The sequence below is a fragment of the Streptococcus suis genome, from assembly GCF_002964575.1.
Taxonomy (GTDB): Bacteria; Bacillota; Bacilli; order Lactobacillales; family Streptococcaceae; genus Streptococcus; species Streptococcus suis_R.
Genome location: NZ_POQQ01000084.1, coordinates 61,033 through 85,011 on the forward strand (window position 1 = coordinate 61,033; position 23,979 = coordinate 85,011).

The following is a 23,979-nucleotide window of genomic DNA, read 5'->3' on the forward strand; positions in this document are numbered from 1 at the left end:
AGAAGAGGAGGCAAGTATATGCAAATATTAGGACAAACAGGTCTGGAAGTATCGCGAATTGGTCTAGGCTGTATGCGAATGGCTAGTCTGATAGAGCAGGAAACAGCCAAAGTGTTAGATACAGTTGTTGGACAGGGAATTACCTTTTTCGACCATGCAGATATTTATGGTGGTGGTGAGTCAGAAATTCGCTTTGCTCAGGGCGCCAAGTTGGCAGGCTTCAAGCGTGAGGACATGATTCTCCAGTCCAAATGTGGCATTCGTAAGGGCTATTTTGATTTTTCAAAGGACTATATCTTGGAGTCTGTAGATGGGATTTTGAAGCGCTTGGATACAGATTATTTGGATGTTCTTGCCTTGCATAGACCAGATGCTCTGATGGAAGCAGAGGAGGTGGCAGAAGCCTTTTATCTCTTGAAGCAAGCGGGTAAGGTTCATCATTTCGGCGTCAGCAACCAGAATATCTACCAAATGGAATTGCTCCAGTCCTATCTGGACCAGCCCCTAGCAGTCAACCAGCTCCAGCTGTCGCCTGCCCACACGCCATTGATTGATGCTGGACTCCATGTCAATATGAAAGATGATGCTGCGACCATGCGGGACGGAGGGCTGATTGATTATTGCCAGCTTAAAAAAATCACTATCCAAGCCTGGTCACCTTTCTTGATTGATTTGCAACAAGGTATTTTTGCCAACCATCCAGACTATGCTGATTTAAATCAAACGATTGGGGAAATAGCAGAGCGCTACCATGTTTCACATGAAACTATTGTCGTAGCTTGGATTTTGAGACATCCAGCTAAGATTCAAACCATTGTGGGCTCAATGAACCCAGAATGTTTGACCAAGATTGCACAAGCTAGTCAGATTAGCTTGACTAGACCAGAATGGTACGAGATTTACAGAAGCGCAGGTAATATCTTGCCTTAGGAGGTGTTTATGCAGTGGGAGATGAAAGCATTTGACCAATTAAGTTTACAGGAACTTTACACTATCTTGACACTGAGGACGGATGTCTTTGTCGTTGAACAGGCCTGTCCCTATCCTGAAGTTGATGGAAAGGATCCAAACTGTCTTCATCTCTTAGGAACGGATAATGGGGAGTTAGTAGCTTACTTGAGAATATTGCCAGCTGGTCTAAGTTATGACGAAGTTTCCATCGGCCGTGTAGTTATCAAGCCAAGTCATCGTGGCAAAGGCTTAGGTCGCCCAATGATGGAGCAGGCAATTCACTTTATTACAAACGAATGGAAAGAAAGTCAGATTAAAATTGGTGCCCAAGCCCATTTAGAAAAGTTCTATAGTTCGTTAGGTTTTGAGCCAGTTTCTGAAGTCTATTTGGAGGATAATATTCCGCATCTAGATATGTTGTACAGTAAACCAGTCAACTAAGGCTGGTTTTTCGATTTTTCTTGGCAAATTCCCCCAAAAATCCGCTATTTTATGGTAGAATGAATAGGTATAAAATCAGTAAAAGAGGAAGAAAATGAAACGTTCTATGTACGCTGGACGTGTTCGTAAGGAGCACGTCGGACAGGAAATTACTTTGAAAGGTTGGGTTGGTCGCCGTCGTGACTTGGGTGGCTTGATTTTCATCGACTTGCGTGACCGTGAAGGCATTATGCAGTTGGTCATCAATCCAGAGGTGGTAGCCAGTGATGTTATGGCAACTGCTGAAAGCCTCCGCAGTGAGTTTGTTATCGAAGTAACGGGAACGGTTGTGGAGCGTGAACAAGCCAACGACAACATCCCAACAGGAGCTGTTGAATTGCAAGTAACAAGCTTGACAGTGCTCAATACTGCTAAGACGACACCGTTTGAAATCAGGGATGGCATCGAAGCCAGCGATGATACCCGTCTTCGTTACCGTTACTTGGATCTTCGTCGTCCAGAAATGCTTAACAACTTCAAATTGCGTGCAGCGGTAACCCACAGTATTCGCAACTACTTGGATGACTTGGAATTTATTGATGTGGAAACGCCAATGTTGACCAAGTCAACGCCAGAGGGTGCGCGTGATTACTTGGTACCATCTCGTGTATCTAAAGGCCATTTCTACGCATTGCCACAAAGTCCACAGATTACTAAGCAGCTTTTGATGAATGCTGGCTTTGACCGTTACTACCAAATCGTTAAGTGTTTCCGTGATGAAGACTTGCGTGGAGACCGTCAACCTGAGTTTACACAGGTGGACTTGGAAACCTCATTCTTGAATGAAGTTGAAATCCAAGACATCGTAGAAGGATTGATTGCTAAGGTCTTGAAAGATACCAAAGGGATTGAGTTGACCTTGCCATTCCCTCGTATGGCCTATGATCATGCTATGAACTTCTACGGTTCAGATAAGCCAGATACTCGTTTTGAAATGCTTTTACAAGACTTGACAGAACTTGTCAAGGAAGTTGACTTTAAGGTCTTCTCAGAAGCACCAGTTGTCAAAGCGATTGTTGTCAAAGCAGCGGCGGATAGCTACTCTCGTAAAGACATTGATAAACTAACAGAGTACGCCAAACAATTTGGTGCCAAGGGACTTGCTTGGGTCAAGGTTGACAAGGGAGAATTAGCGGGTCCAGTTGCTAAGTTCTTGACAGGTATTACAGATAAGTTGACAGCAAGTTTACAACTTGAAGATAAGGACCTGGTCCTCTTTGTGGCGGATGAATTGGAAGTAGCCAATAATACCCTGGGAGCTTTGCGTAACCGCTTGGCAAAAGAGCAAGGTTTGATTGACGAAAGCAAGTTTAACTTCCTTTGGATTGTGGACTGGCCGATGTTTGAGTGGTCTGAAGAAGAAGGTCGCTACATGAGTGCCCACCACCCATTCACTTTGCCGACGGAAGAAACAGCTCATCATTTGGATGGTGATTTGGCACAGGTACGTGCAGTTGCCTACGATATTGTTTTGAATGGTTATGAATTGGGTGGCGGTAGCCTTCGTATCAACCAAAAAGACATGCAAGAACGGATGTTCAAGGCTCTTGGTTTCTCAGCTGAGGATGCCCATGAACAGTTTGGTTTCCTGCTGGAAGCTATGGACTACGGCTTCCCACCACACGGTGGATTGGCTATTGGTTTAGACCGCTTTGTCATGTTATTGGCTGGTGAGGATAACATTCGTGAAGTTATCGCCTTTCCGAAGAATAACAAGGCATCTGATCCAATGACCCAGGCACCAAGTACGGTTGCATCAGCTCAATTAGAGGAATTGGCTTTAGACATTACACTTGAAAATGAATAAATTTTTCAGAAAACAGCGTGTACGCTTTCTACGTTTGGCTAAGAAGAATAAATTTTGGTCAATCATTTCGGGAATTTCTCGAGAAAAATATGCAGAACGGATATCGGGGTCCATTATTTATGGGCTCCTATCTAGTATTGCGGTGAATTTTTTCTTTCGACCAGGGAATGTCTATTCGTCTGGAGTTACTGGTCTAGCTCAGATATTGTCAGCTCTCGCTGGGACTTATCTTGGTTGGACCTTACCTATCGCTGCGGTCTATTATGCCCTCAATATTCCTCTGCTCATCATAGCTTGGTATAAAATTGGCTACAAATTTACCATCTTTACTTTTATCACCGTATCTCTCAGTTCCTTGTTTATTCAGTTTATGCCGCCAGTTACCCTGACAACGGATCCTCTGGTCAATGCTATTTTCGGTGGTCTGGTGTTGGGAACTGGGATTGGATTTGCTCTTAGGAATAATGTATCCAGTGGTGGTACAGATATTGTTTCCATTATTATTCGCCAGAAGACGGGACGACAAGTCGGATCCATTTCCTTGATTGTCAATATCATGATTATGCTGATAGCGGGAATGACATTTGGCTGGAAGTATGCCTTGTATTCTATGGTAGCCCTTTTTATCTCTAGTAGGATGATGGATGCCATTTATGTTAAACAAAAGCGGATGCAGGCCATGATTATTACTAATCAACCAGAGCGAGTTATCAAAAAGATCCATAAGAAGCTTAATCGCGGTGTGACCATTATCAATGGCGCAGAGGGTGCCTATAACCATGAGCAAAAAACAGTTCTGATTACGATCATTACTCGTGCAGAGTTTAGCGAGTTCAAACAAATTATGAAAAAAGCGGATCCGTTAGCTTTTGTATCTGTTGCTGATAATGTCAATATTATCGGGCATTTTGTGGAAAGTGAGTAGGAATGAATAAAAAATTGTATCTGGTTTATATCAGTTTGAGTGGCAATACAGAGAGTTTTGTGAAACGCCTAAAGTCTTTTTTCCAATTTCAAACTGACTGGGAGATTGAACTGGTCCATGTCAAAGAGTTGGTTAAGCAGGATATGCCCTTCTACCAGCTAGATGCCCCCTTTGTCGCCTTTTTACCAACCTACTTAGAAGGTGGAAATGGAGTGGACAATGGAGATGTGGAAATTCTGACCAATCCTCTCGGAGATTTTATCGCTTTGGGGACTAATGCAGAGCTCTGTCTAGGTGTTGTCGGCTCAGGCAATCGCAATTTCAACAACCAATATTGTTTGACTGCCAAGCAGTATTCTGAACGATTTGGTTTTCCAGTTATTGATACCTTTGAGCTCAGAGGAATGCAGAATGATATTGAGCGCATTGGTCGGAAAATCATTGAATTGATGTAACATCTGTCAACCCAGTCAAGTGCTGGGTTGTTTTCTTTTGGGTTTTCTTTGTGACACAAAAAACTCACCAGCAAGGGCTGATGAGTTCTAAGGAGATTTATGAAAAATATTTAGGAGTGATTATAGTATATCCTAGATTCTGATTTCCTACATCCGTCTTAGGTCCTATTTATCTTCCAAAATGCAAATGCTTTGTCCAGCCAGTGTGATGTGCTGGGCTTTTTTATCGTCGACAGGCGGGAAGCTGAAACGAATGGTTTGTTCATCCTCATTTTCAAAAACAAAATCGCTGTCCGCAAAGTTGATAATGAAGTGGATGGTTTTCTCGCCATTTGTGACTTGATAGCGGAGAACATATTCGGTCAACCAGTAGAAATCACAGGTTTCTTGAATGGTTTCATAGCTATCTTGGCTGAGAATTGGATTGTCTTTACGGAAGGCAATCAATTCTTGGATAAATTCGATATGTTCTTTATAGTGTACAGCTCGTGTCCAATCCAGACGATTGATTCGGTCGGGAATATTGTAGCTATTGTCAATCTCATCTTTGGTACGGAAGAATTCTTGTCCACTATGAATAAAGGCCATACCTTGAGAAATAAGGATCAACTGTAGTCCAAAACTTGCAGCACGCTTTTGTTGTTGCGGTGTCCAGCTTGGATTTTCAATATGGAAGTAATCAAAGGCTGTCGCATTATCATGGCACTCGATATAGTTGAGTGACTGCTGCGGTTTAATGAAGTGGCTATAGCGGCTACCTGTCAAAAGATGCTGCACTTTTTCGTGTAGTTGCTTGTCAACCAAACGATGTGGGTTGAGTAAGAGTTTTTTGAAGGTATCACGGTAGTCATCGTTGAAGAAGCTCACTTCAGGGAGTTGGTCTGCGTTGTATTGGTGGGCTAGTCTTTCATATTCTAAACCAGTTGCCATCTTCCAGCCTTCGCCATAGAGATAGACATTTGGGTGGATGGCAGCCAATTCTGCTTGGATTTGATTGATAGTTTCGCTATCCAAGATACCCATTAAGTCAAAACGGAATCCATCAAAACCATAGATTTCTAGCCATTGACGAAGGGACTGCTTGATGTAGTTGCGGACCATGCTGCGTTCGCTGGCGACATCGTTGCCACAGAAGGTTCCATCCGTACGCATACCATGCTCGTTGTAACGGTAGAAATAACCAGGTACGATGAGTTCGAATGCGTATTTTTCAGCGTGATACACATGGTTGTAAACAACATCCATATTGACCGAAATATCTGCATCGTGATAGGCTTGAATGGCCTCTTGGAGTTCTAGGATGCGGGCGTAGGGGTCATTTGGCAGGCTGGAGAAGGATCCTTCAGGCAGATTGTACTGCATAGGATCGTAACCCCAGTTGTAAACAGCTTGGGGTTTGTTTTCATCTACACTGCCAAAATCATATACTGGTAGGAGTTGAATATGGGTAACACCCAGGTTTTTGATATAGTCCATGCCCAGTGGCATGTCGTCTAAGATAGGAGATTCGGTTAGACCGAGGAATTGGCTACGGTGTTTGAAGCCTGCTTCTGTCTGCCAGGAGAAATCACGGACACTCATTTCATAGACAATAGCCTGAGAGATAGGGCGTTGAGTCTTGGCACGACGAACCTTGTGGAGCTTACTTGGGTTGATGACGTAGCTATCGCCAGAATTAGCCTTGGAAGAAAGGGCATACGGGTCGTGAACAGCAATCCACTCGCCATTGACCTTGTGGAGATAGTGGTAGCTTTGACTGTCTAAATCCCCCTCTACTGTGACCTGCCAGACACCATTAGAACCCTTAGTCATTGCATGAGGCTTGCCCTCTAGGACTAGAAAGACTTGCTTGGAGATAGGTGCCCAAAGCTTGAAGCTGGTGGACTGAGGGCTATAACTAGCTCCCAAATCACTTCCATCATAGGTATAGTTCTGTTCGAAAATAGCAGAGCGGACGATATGACCATAGCCTAGCTCGGTTTTATTTCTGTCCTGGTCGTAAATGATATAGTCCGTGTCCAAACTGAGAGGGTGTAGGCTAGTTAGATAGTAGAGAACCAGATTGTCCACCTCTAAACAGGAATGAATAAAGAGTTGAGATGTAGTGTCGGATGATTCGAGTGAGAAACTCATATGCTCGGAATCAAATCGTTTTTCCATTACTAGGCGAATAGTAGCTACATCATCCAGAAATGCTTGAAATTGTCGTAATGCCATGAGCCAAACGGCTCCTTTCTAGGTTAGAGTTCGGTAATAGTATGTGGAATGACACGGCGGTAGCAGACCTGCTTGTCTTCCTTATTGTCATTGATAATTTGGTGGAGGGTATTGAAGGCCACGCGTCCAAGTTTAATGGCATGGACATCAACGTAGGCTTCAATATCCAATTTTGGTTTGACAGAGTCAAAGGAGATGATGGGTAGTTTGGTACCGGCTTCGTTGAGGTATTTGACAATCCCTTCCGCGACTATGGTATCGGTTGTGACGATTGCGTCTATATCCTGTTTGAGTAATTTCTTGGAGATTTTATAGGCACTATCTTCCAAAAGGAAACCTGATACAAACTTGACCTTGTTTTCATCCAGAGGGATATTGTGTGATTTCAAGGCATTTTTATAGCCTGCATAGCGGTCTTGGGATACGACCAGCTCCTTGTTACCAGCGACAAAGGCGATATTCTTGTAGCCTTTATTGATAAAGTAATTGGTCGCTTCAAATCCAGCCTGGATATTGTCATTGTCGACCAGGGAGATAAATGGAGAATCTGCCTTTCCGAGAATGAGGAAGGGAAACTTATGCTGAATGGCTAGTTGGACCAGCGGGTCATCTGGCTTGGAATAAAGGAAAATCAGCCCGTCTACTCGTTTCCCATAAACCATTTGAGAAATAGCTTCCAGACGCTGCTCTTCGTTTTTACCTGTAGAAATTTGAAGGGCGTAATTGTGGTCTGCAGCTACTTGTGAAATGCCACGTAGGGCTGTCGGGAAGAAGGGGTTTTGGTAGAAGACATCCGAGTCTTCAGGCAACACTAGCCCAATCACCTGAGTGTAGCTGGAAACCAAGCTACGAGCATTGAGATTAGGATGGTAATTGAGGTCTGCCATGGCTTTTCTAACTAAGTCTTTGGTTTTTTGGCTAATGGCAGAGCTGTTTTGAATGACACGGGTAACGGTAGAAGGCGACACACCTGCTAATTTAGCGACATCTTTAATGGTAGCGCGCATGGGAACCTCCTAATTGTCATCTCTAAATTTGGTTTTGAAAAATACCCATAGTAAGCATAGTACAAAAAGGATATTCTGAATGGTTAAAACAGTCGTGACAGGCTGACCAAACAAGCCGATTAGACAGGCTAAAATGGTTGGTAGTCCCAAGCAATTGAGTGAGAAATTGTAGCACTCTGCAAAGGTTTTAAAATGGAAGAAACGAGATTTCTTCGTTAAAAACAGGAAGAAGCTAGCGCCTAGCAAAATAAAGAGGAGGTTGGTCGATAGGATAATTGTCGACACTAGGGTAATACTTAGGCCAACGGCTGCACGATTGGCTTGATACCATGATTTTGAAATGGCAGTTGTCAAGCTTTCCTTGTTAGAGAAATCAGCGGTTGTTAGACCTTCATAGCTTAACTGGGTCAGGATATCCTGACCTTTTCGAATGGTTAAGGTCTGTGCGTCAAATTGATAGGAAAAGTCGGAGCTCGTAGACACTGTGTCGCCGAAGGTTACTTGTTCCCAGTTACCATTTCCAGTATAGGCCAGTTGATGATTTTCAATTGTCACATGTTGGTGAAGATCCTCAACAATTTGCTCTGTCAAGGGATTATAAATCCCCTCTACAAAATTCTCCATAGGGTAGGTTTCAAGACTGACAGTTTGCAATGAACTTGGGATAACTAATAGGGCGACCAGGAAAATAGTCGTAAATAGTCGCTGCCAGAGTGTCATCATATGTCGATTGGCAAACATCTTTCTTGGAGAAAAAATACTGGAAAAATAAGAGAATGGGTAGGGCAGCATGTCTTGTACCTTTCATAAATATCTTTGCTGTATCTAAAAAGGGAAAAGGTGGGACAGGGTTATCCCTTGTCACCACCACTTGTTAAACCAGATACAAAGTTCTTTTGTAGGAAGAAGAATAGGATACTGATAGGGAGGGCGATAAGGATAGCACCTGCCGCAAAGTAGGCAATCTTCAAGTTTTTCACATCAGAGATGAAGGTTTGAAGACCTACGGCTACAGTATAAAATTCTTTTTCACGAAGCAAGAATTTGGATAGGATGTAATCTCCAAAAGGTCCCATGAAGGCCCAGAGTGCTTGTACCGCAATCATTGGGCGAACAAGTGGAAGAACGATTTGCCAGAAACGTCTGAAGTGACCAGCACCGTCTAGTTTTGCAGATTCATCGAGAGAAATTGGCACCGTATCGAAGTAGCCTTTCATGAGCCAAGCGTTCATTGGGATACCACCACCGACATAGAGGAAGATGAGGAACCAGCTTTGGTTGAGCGCGTTGAGCATGAGGGCCATAACGAAGAAGGCTGTAAGGGCAGCCATGGTTGGCACCATTTGAATAATCAAGAAGAAGACCAAACTCTGTTTACGAGCGATGAAGTTATAACGGCTATATGCATAACCTGCTAATACCACTATACTTGTTTGGATAATCATTGTCAAGAGAGCGATGATAAGCGTATTGAGGTACCAAGTTCCGTAAAGAGTTTCGGTAAAGAGTCCTTTGAAATTATCTAGTGTAAAGCTGATGCTGCTGTCCAGTTTGAATGCAACTACGTTACCAGACTTGAAGGCAGACATGATGGTAATCAATAGAGGGTAGATAATGATGATAGACAAAGCAATCAGATAAAGATAGGTAAAGGTCTGATTGAGCATGCGTCTCGTTTTTACAGATACTTTCATCTTATACATCCTCCATTTCAAAGGCATTTAATTTCTTGAAGGCAACCATAGAGATACTGATGACGATCATAGAGATAATCAAGGTTACTGCAGCAGCCATTGAATACTGAGGAGCAGTACCAGTTGTCAATTTGTAAATCCATGAAATCAAGATGTCAGTTGAACCAGCACCACCACCGACGCTACCAGGTCCACCGTTGTTGAAGAGGTAGATGATAGAGAAGTTGTTGAAGTTGAAGGTGTACTGACTGATAAGAGTTGGTGCAGCCACTGCCAAGATCATTGGAAGTGTAATGCTGCGGAATTTTTGAATCGCACTTGCACCATCAATGTATGCCGCTTCGTACAAGTCGTTTGGAATGGATTGCAAAATACCCAAGGTCAAGACGTAGATATATGGGAAACCAAGCCAAGCCTGCATCATGATAAGGGCAACCTTAGTCCAGAATGGATCTGTTTTCCATGGAATAAGGAAGTTGTCAATAAATGGCAGGAATTTGCTCAAGAATGGCAATACTTGTGTGTTAATGGCACCGACACTATCGTTGAACATGTTACTGAAAGTCAAGATCGTCACGAAGGCCGGAACAGCCCATGGGAGCAAGAAGATAACACCGAAGATACGCTTGCCTTTGATAAATGGCTGGTTGGCAATAATGGCTGTCAAGATACCGATAACAATCTGTGCTGTTGATGCAGCCAAGGCCCAGATGATTGTCCAACCTAGAACAGAACCGAAGGCTGAACGGAAGGTACTGAGTTTCCAGATATTTGTAAAGTTGGTAAAGCCAATCCAATCAAGAAGGGCACCAGGAGGTAGGTGTTGGAAATCGTAGTTGGTAAAGGCGATAAAGAGGGTTACCACAACAGGAAAGATAATGGCAAAGGTCATGGCAATGTAAGAAGGGATAATCAAGAGATAAGGGAAACCATTCTCATAGATACCTTTTACCATATCTTGCAATGTAACGGCTACAGGAATGCCATTATTGATTCGTTTGGCTGTATCGCGGGCATCCTTCAAGTTGAGGGCATAAAAAGCAAGATAGACAACTGTAATGATGAGGTGGAAGGAACCACGAATCAGCATGAAGAGAGAGTTGTCACGACCACGTTGGCTACCCAGAGTAATCAAGTTTCCGATTTCACCAGCTGCGATTACAATAAAGTAAATCAGGAAAGCCAGCGTTACGCCAAGAAAAATGTAGCCTTTTGCTTTTTGCTTGTTATAGATTTGTCCAAGACCAGGAATCAGGGACAAAAGGAGTGCCTTATTTGGATTTTGTTTCATAGTTGTAATCTCCTTTAGGTCAGTCCTAAATATCAATATACTTTTTAGTTTCTTATTAACAAAGTAGACTGGGAAGATATCCCAGTCCTACTTAAGAATGACTAGTTGCCGTATTTTTGTGCGATTGTGTCTTCAATCAATTTCACAGCGTCAGTAGCAGCAGTTTTAGGATCTTTCTTACCGCTTACTGCTTCAAAGAGCATGTTGGCAGCTGGTTCCCAAACTGTGCTCATTTCTGAGATGTTTGGCATTGGTTGTGCAGAAGCAAATTGCTCTACAACAGCAGTTGTCAATTCATCGTTCTTACTTACTGCATACTCACGAGCTTCAGTGTTAGCTGGAACTTCGTTTGTAGCATCGTAGAATGCTTTTTGTTGATCAGTAGAAGTCAAGTGGTCAACGAATTTTTGAGCCAAGTCAGGGTTTTTAGAACCTGCAGGGATAACCCAAGCCTTACCACCACCGAATGCTGAGTATGCTTTGCCGTCAGCAAGTGTAGGGATAGTAGCAACGCCGTAGTTGACACCAGCATCTTTCAAAGCAGAAGCTTTCCAAGGACCGTCGATGATGACAGCTGTTTTGCCTTCAGTAAACTGAGTTTGGATCAAGTTGCCAGCAGCAGATGCGTCTTGAAGACCTTGAGGCCATTTTTCATACCAAGTTTTAGCGTATTCGATAGCCTTGATAGCACCGTCGTTAGCAAGACCGATGTCTTTTGGATTGGTACCATTTTCACCGAATACATAACCGCCGTAACCTGAAAGAAGTCCGTAAGCGTAGTAGAAGTTTGTCCAGTCAGCTAGGAATGCTGAAGTTTTACCTTCTTCACCAGCAAATGCGTATTTGCTGTCTTTTGCCAATTCTTCCAATTCAGCAAATGTTTTTGGTGCTGCAGAAACAAGGTCTTTGTTGTAGTAAGCAACCAATGTTTCGATAACGGCAGGTGAACCATAAACTTTACCGCCAGAAGTTACCAATGTTTCAGTAGTGTCATCTGTATTGCTTGTTTCAGCCAATTTCACTTCTGAAAGCTGACCTTCTGCCCCAAGGCTACCTACACGGTCGTATGGTGCCATCATCACGTCTGGAGCTGAACCTGATTGGTTGTCAAGTGACAAGTTGTCCAAACCTGTAAGAGCATCACCAGTCTTCACTGTAACAGTTACGCCTTCATTTTCTTTTTCAAAGGCAGCTTTTGCTTCGTTGATGTATGCTTCGTATTGACCATCAACGTAGATTGTCAACTCTTTTCCGCCTTCAGCAGAAGAGCTTGAAGTGGATGATGAGCTTGAGCAAGCAGCCAAGACAGCAGTAGATGCAGCTAGAAGAGCAACGCTCTTAAGAAGTTTGTGTTTCATATTCTTCCCTCCAAGAATAAATGGTTTATTGTGAAACGTCCACTAGCGCAAACGTTTTCCTAAGTTGACTTTATTATACCTCATAATGAATCTGTTTGCAAGCGTTTTTATAAAAAAATTAAAAAATTTTTTTAGGTTAATATAAAATGTCGAAAATTTTTTTGAAATATAATGAAGAAACTTGTAAACTCTATTGAAATTATGTGATATAGATGTGAAAAAAGCTTGATTTGTTACCGTTTTCATTATATAATAAGAAAAAGCAACCGTTTGCGTAATATTTAAGAATTTTAGAAAGCTAAGGGGAAGTATTATGAAAGAACGCCAAAGCGGTGTGCTCATGCACATCTCATCTCTACCTGGTCAATACGGCATTGGTTCTATGGGACAGGCTGCCTATGATTTTGTTGATTTTTTGGAAAGAACCAAGCAACGTTACTGGCAGATTTTACCTCTAGGAACAACCAGTTATGGTGACTCACCTTATCAATCTTTCTCTGCCTTTGCAGGAAATACCCACTTTATTGACCTTGGTTTCTTGATTGAAAAGGGTTGGTTGACAGTGGCTGATCTTGCTGGGATTGACTTTGGTGCCAATGCTACAGAAGTGGATTATGCCAAGGTCTTTTACGGTCGCCGTCCTGTTTTAGAAAAAGCGGTGCAGGCTATAAAAGCAGAGGGACTGCCTGCTGATTATTGGTCTTTTGCAGAGGAAAATGGTTTTTGGTTGCATACCTTTGCGGAGTACATGGCTATCAAAGAGCATTTTGACCTCAAGCCATGGACGGAGTGGGAGGACCAGGGGGCTCGTCTGCGTTACCACGATACTTTAGAATATTACCGTCATCTCTTGGCGGATCAGATGGATTATCACCGCATTACCCAGTATTTGTTCTTCAGCCAGTGGCATGCTTTGAAGGCTTACGCTAATGCCAAAGGGATCGAGTTTGTTGGGGATATGCCGATTTATATCGCGGCTGATTCTGCGGATATGTGGGCCAATCCACACTTCTTCAAGACAGACGAAGAAGGCAAGCCAAGTGTGGTTGCCGGCTGTCCACCAGATGCTTTTTCAGAAATTGGTCAGCTCTGGGGCAATCCAATTTATGACTGGGAAGCTATGAAGAATGATGGCTTTACTTGGTGGGTGGCTCGTTTGCGTGAATCCTTTAAGATTTACGATATGGTGCGGATTGACCACTTTATCGGCTTTGCTTCTTTCTGGGAAATTCCAGCAGGGGAAGAAACAGCGGTCAATGGCTACCGTGTGGAAGCACCAGGTTTCGAACTCTTTGAAACCATCAAGTACCACTTGGGTGACTTGAATATTATCGCGGAAGATTTGGGAACTGTGACAGATAAGGTCATTCAATTGCGTGAAAGGACTGGTTTCCCAGGCATGAAAGTCTTGCAGTTTGCCTTTGACCCTGAGGGTGACAGCATTGAAATGCCGCACAACCACCGCAACAATGTCGTAGCCTATACTGGCACCCATGATAATGATACCATTCTGGGTTGGTATGAGAGCGAACTGTCTGACGAGGGCAAGGAATTCTTAGACAAGTACAGCAATCGCCGTGAGGATGAAAGGGTTAGTCATGCCATGTTCCGTTTGCTTTTCGGTTCGCCAGCCTTTATGGCTGTGGCTACCATGCAGGACTTGCTCGGCTTGGATGGGTCAGCTCGTATGAACCTGCCAAATACCCTTGGTGGTAACTGGACTTGGAGGATGACTGCCGACCAGCTTACCCCTGCAATTGAAGCAGAATTGCTTGATTTGACAGTGACCTACCGCCGTGAGAATGCCATTGTCAAGGCGAAAGAACAAGAAATGACAGAACCATCAGTCTAGGCTGGTGGTTTTTTGTAAAGGCTTGCAAGATGTGGTATACTGTTTAGGTAAGGATAAATAGGTGCAGTGGGGGACTGGTATGGATTTGGGACAAAAAATCGAGCAACTGAGGCTAGAAAAGGGACTGAGCCGTCCAGATTTTTGTGGAGATGAATCCGAGTTGACGGTACGTCAGTTGGCTCGGATAGAAAGTGGTCAATCGCAGCCTTCTATACCTAAGTTAGAGTACATTGCCCAGCGTTTAGGCATTCCAGCCTATAGCCTAATGCCAGACTATAAGGAATTGCCACAAGGTTATTTGGAACTCAAGTACAAGTTGCTGCGGGAGCCGATATATAATAAGGTGGAGGTGTTGGATAAAAAGGAACAATACCTTGATGAAATAGAAGAACTGTATTGTGAACAATTACCACCAGAGGAAACGGTGTGGGTTGAAACGTCAAGAGCGATTTTGGATGTTATTCGCACACAACATCCAGAATATGCGGTAGCCTCATTAGAAACGTATTTACCTGAACTTGAGGAGAAAGAAGTCTTTTCGTTGAAGGATTTAGAACTGATTAGTCTGTATTTCGTTAGTGTATTTGCACATATAAAAAACAAGAAAAATCAGTTATCAGAAATTGGCAAGTTGCAATCGTTCTTATCGCGTTTAATAAAGCATGTCAATCTTGTTCAGCCAGAGCAATTATTTCTTCTGAGTAATGTTATTTTTTCAGGTCTGGCTTGTTTGGATATGCTGGAGTCCTATGAATTTTTTGACCTTTATATTGCTTGTCTTCAAGAAATAATGGAGAAAACACAGGATTTTCAAAAGAAACCTATTTTACTTATGTTGCATTGGAAACATGCTCTTGTTGTGGAGAATAAGTATAGTTTGGCAGAAGGGTTCTATCAAAAAGCAAAACTATTTGCTGATATGATTGAAGATACACATTTGGTAACCATGTTAGAAAAGCAATGGCAAGAAGATTTGAAAAAATATTTGTAACTATAATTTATCGGTGACATGAATGTCATCGCTGAAAGACCTAAAAGATGAGATTGTTCGTCTTTTAGGTCTTTTTCTATCTCTTTATTACTTTTTAGGGTTTGAAGAGTATTTTTTGATGACATTGCTGTCATTGGTGATTTTGTAGAAACTAGATATACTCATAATGTAAATAAAATTAAAGGAGTTAAGAAAGTATGTTTGGCTATTTCAAAATTTTGGATATTTCAGGTTGGTGGATAAAGAGAGGATAGAAAATGAGATGTATTTTTGAAAAGGTCTATATTCCGTGAAAGGAATTAGACCTAAAGAATAAACAATAAAACAGAAAAACAAAAGGAGAAAATTAAAATGAAAAAGACACTTAAAAAATTTGCACTCATCGCGGGACTTGTAGCAACAATTGGCGGAACAGCAGTAGCTTCAGCGGCTGTACAGTATCCTGGTGGAGGAGTTTGGACGTACGGAGCAGGATATGGCGGTGCTTATTCAAACTATTACCACGGTAGTCGCTACCATAGTTCAACAGTGGTAAGTCGATGGACTGGTGCCTCAAGTAAAGGGTATGCACAGGCAGGACAGACCTCTCGTGCATGGATTAGTACAAAACGTGGAGAGCAAGCAGCTTTCTATTACAACTATTAACATAGTACATTTTGCTTGGGACTACTTTCTGTAGTTTCCAAGCAATTCTTTGGAGGAGACGATGAAACGTTTATTTATTCTAGTATCGACCGTATTGGTAGCGATTTACCTGAGTATTTCTTTGGCTGGTCAGGTTAGTCTTGTAGAGTTTGGTTCATATCAGGCAGTGGATGTCATCGGGAAAGATACCAATAGACAGACAGCCAATCGTGACCAGGTGACAGAAGTTTTGACCAACTTGGCAGATGAGCATAAGAGTGTGATTGCTAGACGGATTGTCGAGCCTAATGCTTCTGGGGAAACCAGTTTTACCTACGCTATCTATGGTAGCGGACAGGTTCCAGAAGGTTTGACCGTTTCCTCCAAGGAAAGTGCTGAAACCAGCGACTTGGTCAGTTCTTATCTGATTGTTTCAGGTGATTTGGACAACCAAGTCTTGAAAGAAAGTTTGGAATCACTGGGTTACAGTGGCATGGTCCATCATGGCTATTCTCTTTTTAGCATCTTCCTGTCCACAGTCGTTTCAGAAGTGGCCATACTGAGCTTCTTTGTCTTTCTCTTGACCTTCATGGCTCTAACCTTAATCTATCGGATCAAGACTTTACGATTTGCAGGGATTCGTCTGATTTCTGGTCAAGATTTTTTACAGGTGGTGGCTCGACCTTTATGGGAGGATGTCCGTCAGATTACGGTAGCTACATTGGTGGGGGCTATAATCGGACTTCTTATTCTCTATCTTCAAGCTGGATTTTTACTATCCATCTTGCAGGTCTTCTTCCTGGGACTTTTCCTCTATGCACTGGCTCTTGCTAGTATTTCTGTCCTACTTAGCCTGGTGTATTTACTAGGGTTGAGGCACAATAGCTTGGTTGATTTGCTCAAGGGAAAACTTCCTCTCAAACGGATGTTGGCTATGATGATGGTTGGGCAACTGCTGGCTATTTTGGTAGTAGGTTTTAGCACTGGCCGTCTATTGCAGGGCTATCAGGAAATCCGCTTGCTGGAACAGGCTCAGGAAGAATGGGCATTGAGAGATGACTATTACAAATCCGTCTTTAGTTACAGCTCTGCTATGATGTCCGAAGAGGAAGTCGCCCAGCAGAATAAAATGTGGCGGGAGTTTGCCAAGGGACAGCTAGAAGCTGGGTCGGCTCTATTTGTGAAAAGCAATGTAGACCAGTATCTCTTTGGTAGTGATGTGGATCCAGAGGGCAATCGCCTGACGGATTATAGTCCTCGTGGCAATGTCCTCTATGTAACGCCAGCATATCTGACCGAGCAGAAGGTGGCAGTGGATACCGCATTCTTGGAGAAGATGAATCACTTGAGCTTAGGGGAGTATGGCTTGATTTTGCCAGAGAGCTTACGACATCAAGCGAAGCAAGTAGAGGAGATGTTTCAGGCAGAATTAGAAGGATTTTCTCGTGAAAGCTTGGAAGCAGGTAGCCAGCAGTTATTTGATACCAAGCTCAGTCTGACCTATACAGATAGCGGTCACCAGCGCTTCCTCTATAATGACGGTGAGCGTAGCCAGCTTCAGTATCTGACAGATCCGATTATTGTTGTCTTAACTCCGAAGTCCACTGGTGCAACACCGATTTCAGATATGTTCTGGGGAACCAGTATTGATGTGGGGATGAAGTTTAAGGACTATCAGGCTACGATTGAAGCTATGAAGGAGCAGGGGGTATATAACTGGGTGTCATATTTGGTCAATCATCGTTTGACCTTTATGGGTGTCTTGAACACCAAGCGGACAGAGTTTTATTCGCTACTCATTGGCACTGTCTTGACGTTAGCAACGGCTATTTTGCTCTTTGATGCCATGAACTTGCTCTATTTTGAGCAATTCAGACGAGAAATTTTTATCAAGCGCTTGGCAGGAATGACCTTCCGTGAGCTTCATGGACAGTATCTCTTGGGGCAACTAGGGGTATTCCTAGTAGGTTTACTTACATCAGTTTGGTTGACAAGTAATCTTGTTATGAGTACTTTGGCAGTGGGCTTGCTTGCTGTCAATGCCATGGTGATATTGAAACTGCAAGATAAAAAAGAACAGACTGCCAATGTCGCAGTATTGAAAGGACAATAAGATGATTGAGATTCAGGGATTGAAAAAGAGTTTTCAACAACGGGTGATTTTTTCTGATTTGAATATGAAGCTTGAAAAAGGGAAAATATATGCCTTGATTGGTAAAAGTGGCAGTGGCAAGACGACCTTGTTGAATATGCTGGCTAAGCTGGAAGCTACTGATGGTGGGCGGATTATGTATCAGGGACAGGATTTGTCCACCTTATCTTCGCAGGTTTACTTTCGGCAGGAGATGGGCTATCTGTTTCAACATTTTGGCTTGTTGGAAAATCAGTCCATCAGAGAGAATTTGGACTTGGGATTTGTTGGACAGAAGCTATCAAAAGCTGAGCGGTTGCAAAGGCAGTTGGTGGCTATGGAACAGGTCAATCTGGGCTATTTAGATGTGAACAAACCCGTCTATACCCTATCAGGTGGAGAGGCGCAGAGGGTCGCCCTGGCCAAGTTGATTTTAAAAAATCCTCCTTTGATTTTAGCGGATGAACCAACCGCTGCACTTGACCCTAAAAATTCTGAAGAGGTCATGCAGCTTTTGACAGAATTAAAAAATGACAAGCGTGTGATTGTCATTGCGACCCACAATCCTGCTATTTGGGAAAAGGCAGATGTGGTCATTGATATGAAGGAGATTGGACATGGATAAAAAGTTTCATTACTATAGAGTGCCAGAATATATGATCGGACGTAGAAAGATGGATATGCTGGTCATTGAAAATTTGACGGATAATTTGATGTTGTATCAAGTTCGGGTAAATGGGTATTTGCTAGACTTTGTCAGTGCAGAGGGGCGTGTGATTAGACGCTATAGGCTGAAGGATCTGCCCTTGGATGTGGAATTAACCGTAGCGGATGTGGAAGACGATGTGGATTTGACCTTACCGGAAAATCTGACCTACCGCCAATTTGACTTTTTCCAAAACATCGCCAATAAATAAAAGTATCTCCTCTAGGTCAGACTTAGAGGAGATTGTTCTTATTTCTTCTGCTTACGGACATATAGCCAGTAGCTAATCCAGTAGTAGATGGTATAAACTAAGCAAGCTAGAACGGTCCAGACGAGAAAAGTGTTCAGCACTTTAGCAAGGCTTGGTAAGAGCCAGTTAATGAGTAGTGCTATGAAAAAGATTATGAGTCCGATAGATGCAGGTAATTTTCTCATGTCAAGTCCTCCTTGCCACTTTTCTTTATTATAGCATTTTAATATATTTATTTCAACTTGTTTACAAAATCACATTGACAAGGCATGGTTTTTGGAGTAGAATAAGACTAAAATTAGGAGGTGTTTATATGAAAAGACCAATTCATCTGTATATTTTTGTAATACTATCTAGTATTGCCAGTATCTTGAGGCTATTCAGTGCCTTTGTTTCGACCTTTAACGAGGAGCAACTTCGTTCGTCTATGCAGGGGGCTGTTGGGATTGATGTGGAAGAGTTAATTCTTGTTTCGCGCGAAACAGCCAATCTTCAGAATGGTATGCTTCAAAAGATAGTAGCGGTGGTCTTGTTTGGGCTACTGATTGCGGTCATTGTTTTCCTATTCATGAAGAAAAATGAGCTGGCTTCCTACCTCTACATTGGCTATCTCTTCTCAACCTTACTACTGAACACCTATAACTACCTAGCAGGTAAAGGAGTTGTGCAGCTCTACTCAGATGCAGCCTTTCGTGATGTGACAGCAGCAACTATGTTAGGGGGCTACATTATCAATATTGTTTTATTTGCTATTTATTTTGGTGTGACCATTTTCTTCCATCTGCGTAAGCCAAAGGAACAGCCAAGTACAGCTATCAATTCTACCGATATTTAATCATCCAAAAAACTGCACGGTGCATAGTGACCCTGCAGTTTCTTTTGTTTTTATGGAATTGCAATGTAGCGACGGGCTCCAGAAAAGCTGACATAGCTAATCCATTGACGGCCTTCGGCTGTGACAACCCGGTCATAGCGGACACTTTGTCCAATACTATAATGGAATAAGACAGGGGAAGAGAGACTCGGACTGTTTCGAATGGCTAGTCGAGATTTAAAGGTATAGGTTCCAGACGATGGTAGGGAACTTGTATTTGCAGCTGTAGTAGAAAGCTGGGTTGTTGTGCTTCCTATAAAATCAATCTGATTTGCAGCATCTGTGAAATAGACGTGGATGTGGTATTTTCCGCTGTCATTTTTATGCTTGCTAGCTAGGACCTTCACCTTGTAGCTGCCATCACTTTGTCGTTGAGCAGGGTACCAAATGAGGTCGTCTTGTCCACCCTTATCTGACCAAACAGGTACAGATACAGCTGTAATTTCTTTTGGTGATTTAGCTCCTGTTATAAGAACCTCAAAACTACCTTCTGCTTGATTGATATTTGTAATGTGAATTTTCCCTTGAGGTTTGATGGAAGTCGATACGATTGCTTGCTGTGGTGCAGGGGAGGGCTGTACTTGTTTGATAGGAATGTAGCGTCTTTGACCACTATAGCTGAGGTAGCTAATCCACTGGTAGCCATCAGCTGTTAGAACCCGGTCGTAGCGTACGCTCTCACCGGCATAATAGTAATCTAGGGTTGTGCTAGATTGTTTGGCTTCATTTTTAATTGGCGCTTGTTGGGTGAAGGTATAGACACCGCTGTTTGCTAAGCCAGCTATCTGAGTAGGTGCAGTGCTAGTTTGACTGACAGGAGAGCTAGCTAGATCCTTGAAGTGAATGTAGCCACTGACAGAGTTTTTATGAATCAGTCGTCTACTGTAAGTGAAGCGAGGACTGTAGTTGTATTCTTCGATTTCTACCATGTCCCCTTGGATGCTAGATACCCAGGCAACGTGCATAGGGGAGGTCCACCAAGCTACTGCTCCCACGGCAGGGTTCATATCCACGCGGTAACCTTCACGCTGCGCTCGGTATCCCCAGACATCCGCATTACCGTAAGCTGGTGGGATTTCAAAACCGTTGACTTTACTGAGGCGAAAGGCTACAAAAGAAGTACATTGACGGGTGTAGAGCCTCCAGGGGTCAATAGCGTCAACCGCTGTATAAGGATAATCATCCCCCAAGGCACTGGTGGAGCTAGAACGTGTGCTGGCAGTACGAGTTTGGGTAGTCGGTCGAGTTCTGGTGGTCTTGGTTTGTGTTTGGGTGTTTGTTTTTTGGGAAATGGCAGAGCTGGTTGAAGCTGTTCGAGTGCTAGCTTGTTGGTTGTTATTTGTCTGCCTAGTTTGGTTATGGCTTTCCTGTGAAACAGATGGAGCCTGTTGGGAACTTGCTGGACTAGTTTGACTGGTTGATGGAATGCCTCCTTGGGCTTGCTGGCTTGATGAGGAAGGTGTTCCTGTTTCAATCTTTTCTGGAGAGATTTGCCCGGTCTGTTCAGGGCTGATAGGACTAGTAGTAGGATTGGTACTTGTTTGATTGGTTTTAGCTTGGTTTGTTTCTGTTTGGGTGACTGTTTGACTGACTTGACGTTCTGCTTCTTGTCCAGTAGAACTGCTTGTTGTGGTCTGGACGGTAGCTAAGCCTGCGCTTGTACTTGTTTCTGTTCCTGTGTTGGCACTAGCGACTGGTCCCGTTGCCAAACAAGCGTAGGCTAGTAGGACGGAGGCAGCGCCTAGAGAATAGGTGCGGATAGAAAAGCGTGGTTGGTTTGTTGAAAGTGCTTGTTGTGTCATTCAGACTCCTTTGAAAAAAATATTTTGTAGAGGTCTTAGAACCTGTATTCACAAGTAAAGTGCTTTTAGATAAGAGATCGTTTTTTGCTAATCAAGGCAGTTTTTTGAGGGAATACTGACTGTATTTTGAAAAAAACGAACGATGAGTAGCTGGAAAACTAGCCTTAGGTGAACGTGCTGAACTGTGAATACAGGTTCTTACTCCCCCTCGCTAAATCTATTCGCACTTGTCTGATAATTTTTGAGAATTTTTATTTATTTCCTGGAGCATATTAGTTATCAACAAGGAAAAATCCTCAACCTGTAAGATTGAGGATAGAATGCTATTACATTTTTTCAGGTGCTTTTACGCCGAGCAGACGTAGGGCTTCTTTAAGGACGACACCAGTTGTGTAGGCAAGAGCCAAACGGCTGTCACGCTCTGGGCTTTCGTCCAAGATACGTGTGTGGGCGTAGTACTTGTTGAAGGCTTGAGCTAGGTTGATCGCGTATTTAGCGATGAGGGATGGGTCAAATTTGTCACCAGCACGTTCTACAACGTTTGAGAAGTTTTGGATGTGCTTGATGATGTCCCAGCTTTCTGCGTCAGCCAGTTTGTAGTCATTTTCTGCGCTTGGGATAAAGTTTGCTTTGCGCAGGATAGACTGGATGCGGGCGTATGCGTATTGCACATAAGGACCTGTCTCACCTTCAAAGGAAACCATGGCTTCCAGGTCAAAGTCGTAGCCGTTGTCACGGTCGGTTTTGAGGTCGTAGAACTTAACAGCGCCGACACCAACTGCGTGTGCCACTTCTTCCTTGTTTTCAAGGTCAGGGTTTTTGGCTTCAATTTGGGTAAGGGCACGTGAAATGGCTTCGTCAAGAGTTGGCTCGAGCAGGATGATATTTCCTTTACGAGTGGAGAGTTTTTTCTTGTCCTTGGTCACCAAACCGAAGGTGATGTGGGTCATATCGTCGCTCCAGTCGAAGCCCATTTCTTTCAAGACAGCCTTGAGCTGTTTGAAGTGGTTGATTTGCTCCTGACCGACGACGTAGATGCTTTTCACGAAGTCGTAGGTGCGCTTGCGGTACATAGCTGTCGCCATGTCGCGCGTGATGTACAGGGTTGCACCGTCTGTCTTCATGATGAGGGCTGGTGGAAGGTTATAGCTTTCAAGGTCAACGATTTTTGCACCTTTTGACTCTTGGAGAAGTCCTTTTTCTTCTAAGATTTGGATACCTTCGTCCATCTTATCATTGTAGAAGGCCTCACCGTTATAACTGTCAAAGGTTACATCCAGCTTGTCGTAGATGCGGTTGAATTCGACCAAGCTTTCATCACGGAACCATTGCCATAATTCCAAGGCTTCTTTGTCGCCATCTTCCAATTTTTTGAACCATTGACGTGCTTCTTCGTCCAACTCAGGTTTTTCTTCCGCTTCAGCATTGATACGCACATAGAGTTTGAGGAGTTCTGAAATTGGGTCTGCTTCGACTGCAGCCTTATCACCCCAAAGTTTGTAGGCAACAATCAACATACCGAACTGTTTGCCCCAGTCACCCAAGTGGTTGATGCGGATAGGTTTGTAGCCAAGTTTTTCGTGGATATTGGCAAGGGCATCGCCGATAACGGTTGAACGCAAATGTCCAACTGAGAAAGGTTTGGCAATGTTTGGGCTAGACATATCGATGGTAACATTGCGTCCCTGACCGATGTTGAGTTGACCGTATTGGTCTTTCTGCGTAATGACATCTGTCAAGACTTGGTGGGAAATAGCAGCCTTGTCCAAGAAGAAGTTGACATAAGGACCTGTTGCAAGGACTTTCTCAAAGCCAGTTGTATCCAGTTTTTCAACGATATCCGCTGCGATAGCCTGAGGAGCTTTTCGTTCTACTTTTGCCAAGGAGAAGGCTGGGAAGGCGATGTCGCCCATTTCTGATGATTTTGGTTTTTCTAGCAGATTGTAGATGGTTTCCACTTCCAAATTCGGAAGGACGGCAGCCAGTCTTTCTGCAATGACTTGTTTTTGGTTCATATTAGGATTTCCTCCAAAGTTATTGATTCTATTTTATCACATTTCTAGGCTAATAGCGGTGAAAAGTGTTATAATATTTTTATAAATATACATTCTGAGGTAAGATGATGAATAAAGCAGGGCGACATGAATTGATAAAAAACATGATTCGTCAGGAAAAGATTGGACGCCAAACCGATATTCAGAAAGGTTTGGAAAGTCAGGGAATCGTGGTCACTCAGACAACCTTGTCACGTGATTTACGTGAGTTGGGCGTCATTAAAATTTATGAGAATGGTCGTTCTTTCTATTCTCTGGCGGTTGAAGAAGAGGGAGCGAATTTTGTTGAATTATTGGCTCAATATGCCTACAAGGTGGATAGGGCTAGTTTTATTCTAGTTCTTCATTCTGACTTGGGAGAAGCAGCTTTGATGGCTAATATTATCGATGCTGAAAAGCCATCGTCTATCCTAGGAACCTTGGCTGGCGCTGATACGCTTTTGGTGATTTGTCGAGATGAAGAAGCAGCTAAGCAGGTTGAAGCTGAGATAAATCATTATTTGGTATAGA

At 43.1% G+C, this 23,979-nt stretch carries 22 protein-coding genes; 13 read left to right on the forward strand and 9 right to left on the reverse strand.

Annotation, left to right across the window (positions count from 1 at the left end; all coding sequences use genetic code 11):
• Window positions 1–18 precede the first annotated feature (18 nt).
• From C1E58_RS10445 to nrdI, 5 genes are all read left to right on the forward strand, one after another.
• Window positions 19–930 carry an aldo/keto reductase gene (locus C1E58_RS10445; protein WP_105210290.1) on the forward strand — a complete coding sequence of 304 codons (912 nt, stop codon included), beginning with the start codon at window positions 19–21 and terminating at the stop codon, window positions 928–930.
• Window positions 931–939: 9 nt separating this feature from the next.
• Window positions 940–1,392, forward strand: coding sequence for a GNAT family N-acetyltransferase (locus tag C1E58_RS10450; RefSeq protein WP_105210291.1), 453 nt, complete (start codon window positions 940–942; stop codon window positions 1,390–1,392).
• A gap of 94 nt (window positions 1,393–1,486) precedes the next feature.
• The gene (aspS, locus tag C1E58_RS10455; RefSeq protein WP_105210292.1) at window positions 1,487–3,238 is read left to right on the forward strand and encodes an aspartate--tRNA ligase; all 1,752 of its coding nucleotides are present in this window, start codon (window positions 1,487–1,489) and stop codon (window positions 3,236–3,238) included.
• Window positions 3,225–4,163 carry a YitT family protein gene (locus tag C1E58_RS10460; protein WP_105210293.1) on the forward strand — a complete coding sequence of 313 codons (939 nt, stop codon included), beginning with the start codon at window positions 3,225–3,227 and terminating at the stop codon, window positions 4,161–4,163. Before aspS ends, C1E58_RS10460 begins: the two co-directional genes overlap by 14 nt.
• A gap of 2 nt (window positions 4,164–4,165) precedes the next feature.
• Window positions 4,166–4,618, forward strand: a complete 453-nt coding sequence (gene nrdI, locus C1E58_RS10465; RefSeq protein ID WP_105114067.1) for a class Ib ribonucleoside-diphosphate reductase assembly flavoprotein NrdI — start codon at window positions 4,166–4,168, stop codon at window positions 4,616–4,618.
• A 165-nt stretch (window positions 4,619–4,783) separates the two neighbouring features.
• Here the strand turns inward: nrdI and pulA are convergent, their stop codons facing one another.
• The 6 genes from pulA to C1E58_RS10495 all read right to left on the reverse strand — a co-directional run bounded on the left by pulA (window position 4,784) and on the right by C1E58_RS10495 (window position 12,185).
• Window positions 4,784–6,835 carry a type I pullulanase gene (gene pulA, locus C1E58_RS10470; RefSeq protein WP_105210294.1) on the reverse strand — a complete coding sequence of 684 codons (2,052 nt, stop codon included), beginning with the start codon at window positions 6,833–6,835 and terminating at the stop codon, window positions 4,784–4,786.
• Between the two features lie 23 nt (window positions 6,836–6,858).
• Window positions 6,859–7,842, reverse strand: a complete 984-nt coding sequence (locus C1E58_RS10475) for a LacI family DNA-binding transcriptional regulator (protein WP_105114065.1) — start codon at window positions 7,840–7,842, stop codon at window positions 6,859–6,861.
• Between the two features lie 9 nt (window positions 7,843–7,851).
• A complete protein-coding gene (locus C1E58_RS10480) occupies window positions 7,852–8,565 on the reverse strand; it encodes a hypothetical protein (protein ID WP_238142276.1) in 714 nt (237 codons plus the stop codon).
• Between the two features lie 128 nt (window positions 8,566–8,693).
• Window positions 8,694–9,536, reverse strand: coding sequence for a sugar ABC transporter permease (locus C1E58_RS10485; RefSeq protein ID WP_105210296.1), 843 nt, complete (start codon window positions 9,534–9,536; stop codon window positions 8,694–8,696).
• A 1-nt stretch (window position 9,537) separates the two neighbouring features.
• Window positions 9,538–10,827 carry a sugar ABC transporter permease gene (locus C1E58_RS10490; protein ID WP_105210297.1) on the reverse strand — a complete coding sequence of 430 codons (1,290 nt, stop codon included), beginning with the start codon at window positions 10,825–10,827 and terminating at the stop codon, window positions 9,538–9,540.
• A gap of 101 nt (window positions 10,828–10,928) precedes the next feature.
• A complete protein-coding gene (locus C1E58_RS10495; RefSeq protein ID WP_105210298.1) occupies window positions 10,929–12,185 on the reverse strand; it encodes an extracellular solute-binding protein in 1,257 nt (418 codons plus the stop codon).
• A gap of 277 nt (window positions 12,186–12,462) precedes the next feature.
• Between C1E58_RS10495 and malQ the strand changes: the two genes are divergently transcribed.
• From malQ to C1E58_RS10525, 6 genes are all read left to right on the forward strand, one after another.
• Window positions 12,463–14,037, forward strand: coding sequence for a 4-alpha-glucanotransferase (gene malQ / locus C1E58_RS10500; RefSeq protein WP_269088934.1), 1,575 nt, complete (start codon window positions 12,463–12,465; stop codon window positions 14,035–14,037).
• 79 nt (window positions 14,038–14,116) lie between these two features.
• Window positions 14,117–15,028 carry a helix-turn-helix domain-containing protein gene (locus C1E58_RS10505; RefSeq protein ID WP_105210300.1) on the forward strand — a complete coding sequence of 304 codons (912 nt, stop codon included), beginning with the start codon at window positions 14,117–14,119 and terminating at the stop codon, window positions 15,026–15,028.
• Between the two features lie 351 nt (window positions 15,029–15,379).
• Complete coding sequence (locus C1E58_RS10510) at window positions 15,380–15,673, forward strand: lactococcin 972 family bacteriocin (RefSeq protein ID WP_105210301.1); 294 nt, start codon at window positions 15,380–15,382, stop codon at window positions 15,671–15,673.
• Between the two features lie 61 nt (window positions 15,674–15,734).
• Window positions 15,735–17,765 carry a bacteriocin-associated integral membrane family protein gene (locus C1E58_RS10515; protein ID WP_105210302.1) on the forward strand — a complete coding sequence of 677 codons (2,031 nt, stop codon included), beginning with the start codon at window positions 15,735–15,737 and terminating at the stop codon, window positions 17,763–17,765.
• Window position 17,766: 1 nt separating this feature from the next.
• Window positions 17,767–18,408, forward strand: a complete 642-nt coding sequence (locus tag C1E58_RS10520; protein WP_105210303.1) for an ABC transporter ATP-binding protein — start codon at window positions 17,767–17,769, stop codon at window positions 18,406–18,408.
• The gene (locus tag C1E58_RS10525) at window positions 18,401–18,700 is read left to right on the forward strand and encodes a hypothetical protein (RefSeq protein WP_105210304.1); all 300 of its coding nucleotides are present in this window, start codon (window positions 18,401–18,403) and stop codon (window positions 18,698–18,700) included. The genes C1E58_RS10520 and C1E58_RS10525 overlap by 8 nt, the downstream gene beginning before the upstream one ends.
• A 38-nt stretch (window positions 18,701–18,738) precedes the next feature.
• On the opposite strand, the gene C1E58_RS10530 is transcribed toward C1E58_RS10525, so the two are convergent.
• Window positions 18,739–18,924, reverse strand: coding sequence for a hypothetical protein (locus C1E58_RS10530; protein ID WP_105210305.1), 186 nt, complete (start codon window positions 18,922–18,924; stop codon window positions 18,739–18,741).
• A 128-nt stretch (window positions 18,925–19,052) separates the two neighbouring features.
• Between C1E58_RS10530 and C1E58_RS10535 the strand changes: the two genes are divergently transcribed.
• Complete coding sequence (locus tag C1E58_RS10535) at window positions 19,053–19,574, forward strand: MFS transporter (protein WP_105210306.1); 522 nt, start codon at window positions 19,053–19,055, stop codon at window positions 19,572–19,574.
• 50 nt (window positions 19,575–19,624) lie between these two features.
• On the opposite strand, the gene C1E58_RS12450 is transcribed toward C1E58_RS10535, so the two are convergent.
• Entirely contained in the window at window positions 19,625–21,415 is a 1,791-nt protein-coding gene (locus tag C1E58_RS12450; RefSeq protein WP_238142277.1) for an SH3 domain-containing protein, read from the reverse strand.
• 326 nt (window positions 21,416–21,741) lie between these two features.
• The gene (gene argS / locus C1E58_RS10555) at window positions 21,742–23,430 is read right to left on the reverse strand and encodes an arginine--tRNA ligase (protein ID WP_105114202.1); all 1,689 of its coding nucleotides are present in this window, start codon (window positions 23,428–23,430) and stop codon (window positions 21,742–21,744) included.
• Between the two features lie 107 nt (window positions 23,431–23,537).
• Here argS and argR point away from each other — a divergent pair, with 107 nt between their 5' ends.
• Entirely contained in the window at window positions 23,538–23,978 is a 441-nt protein-coding gene (gene argR, locus C1E58_RS10560; RefSeq protein ID WP_105114203.1) for an arginine repressor, read from the forward strand.
• Window position 23,979 lies beyond the last annotated feature (1 nt).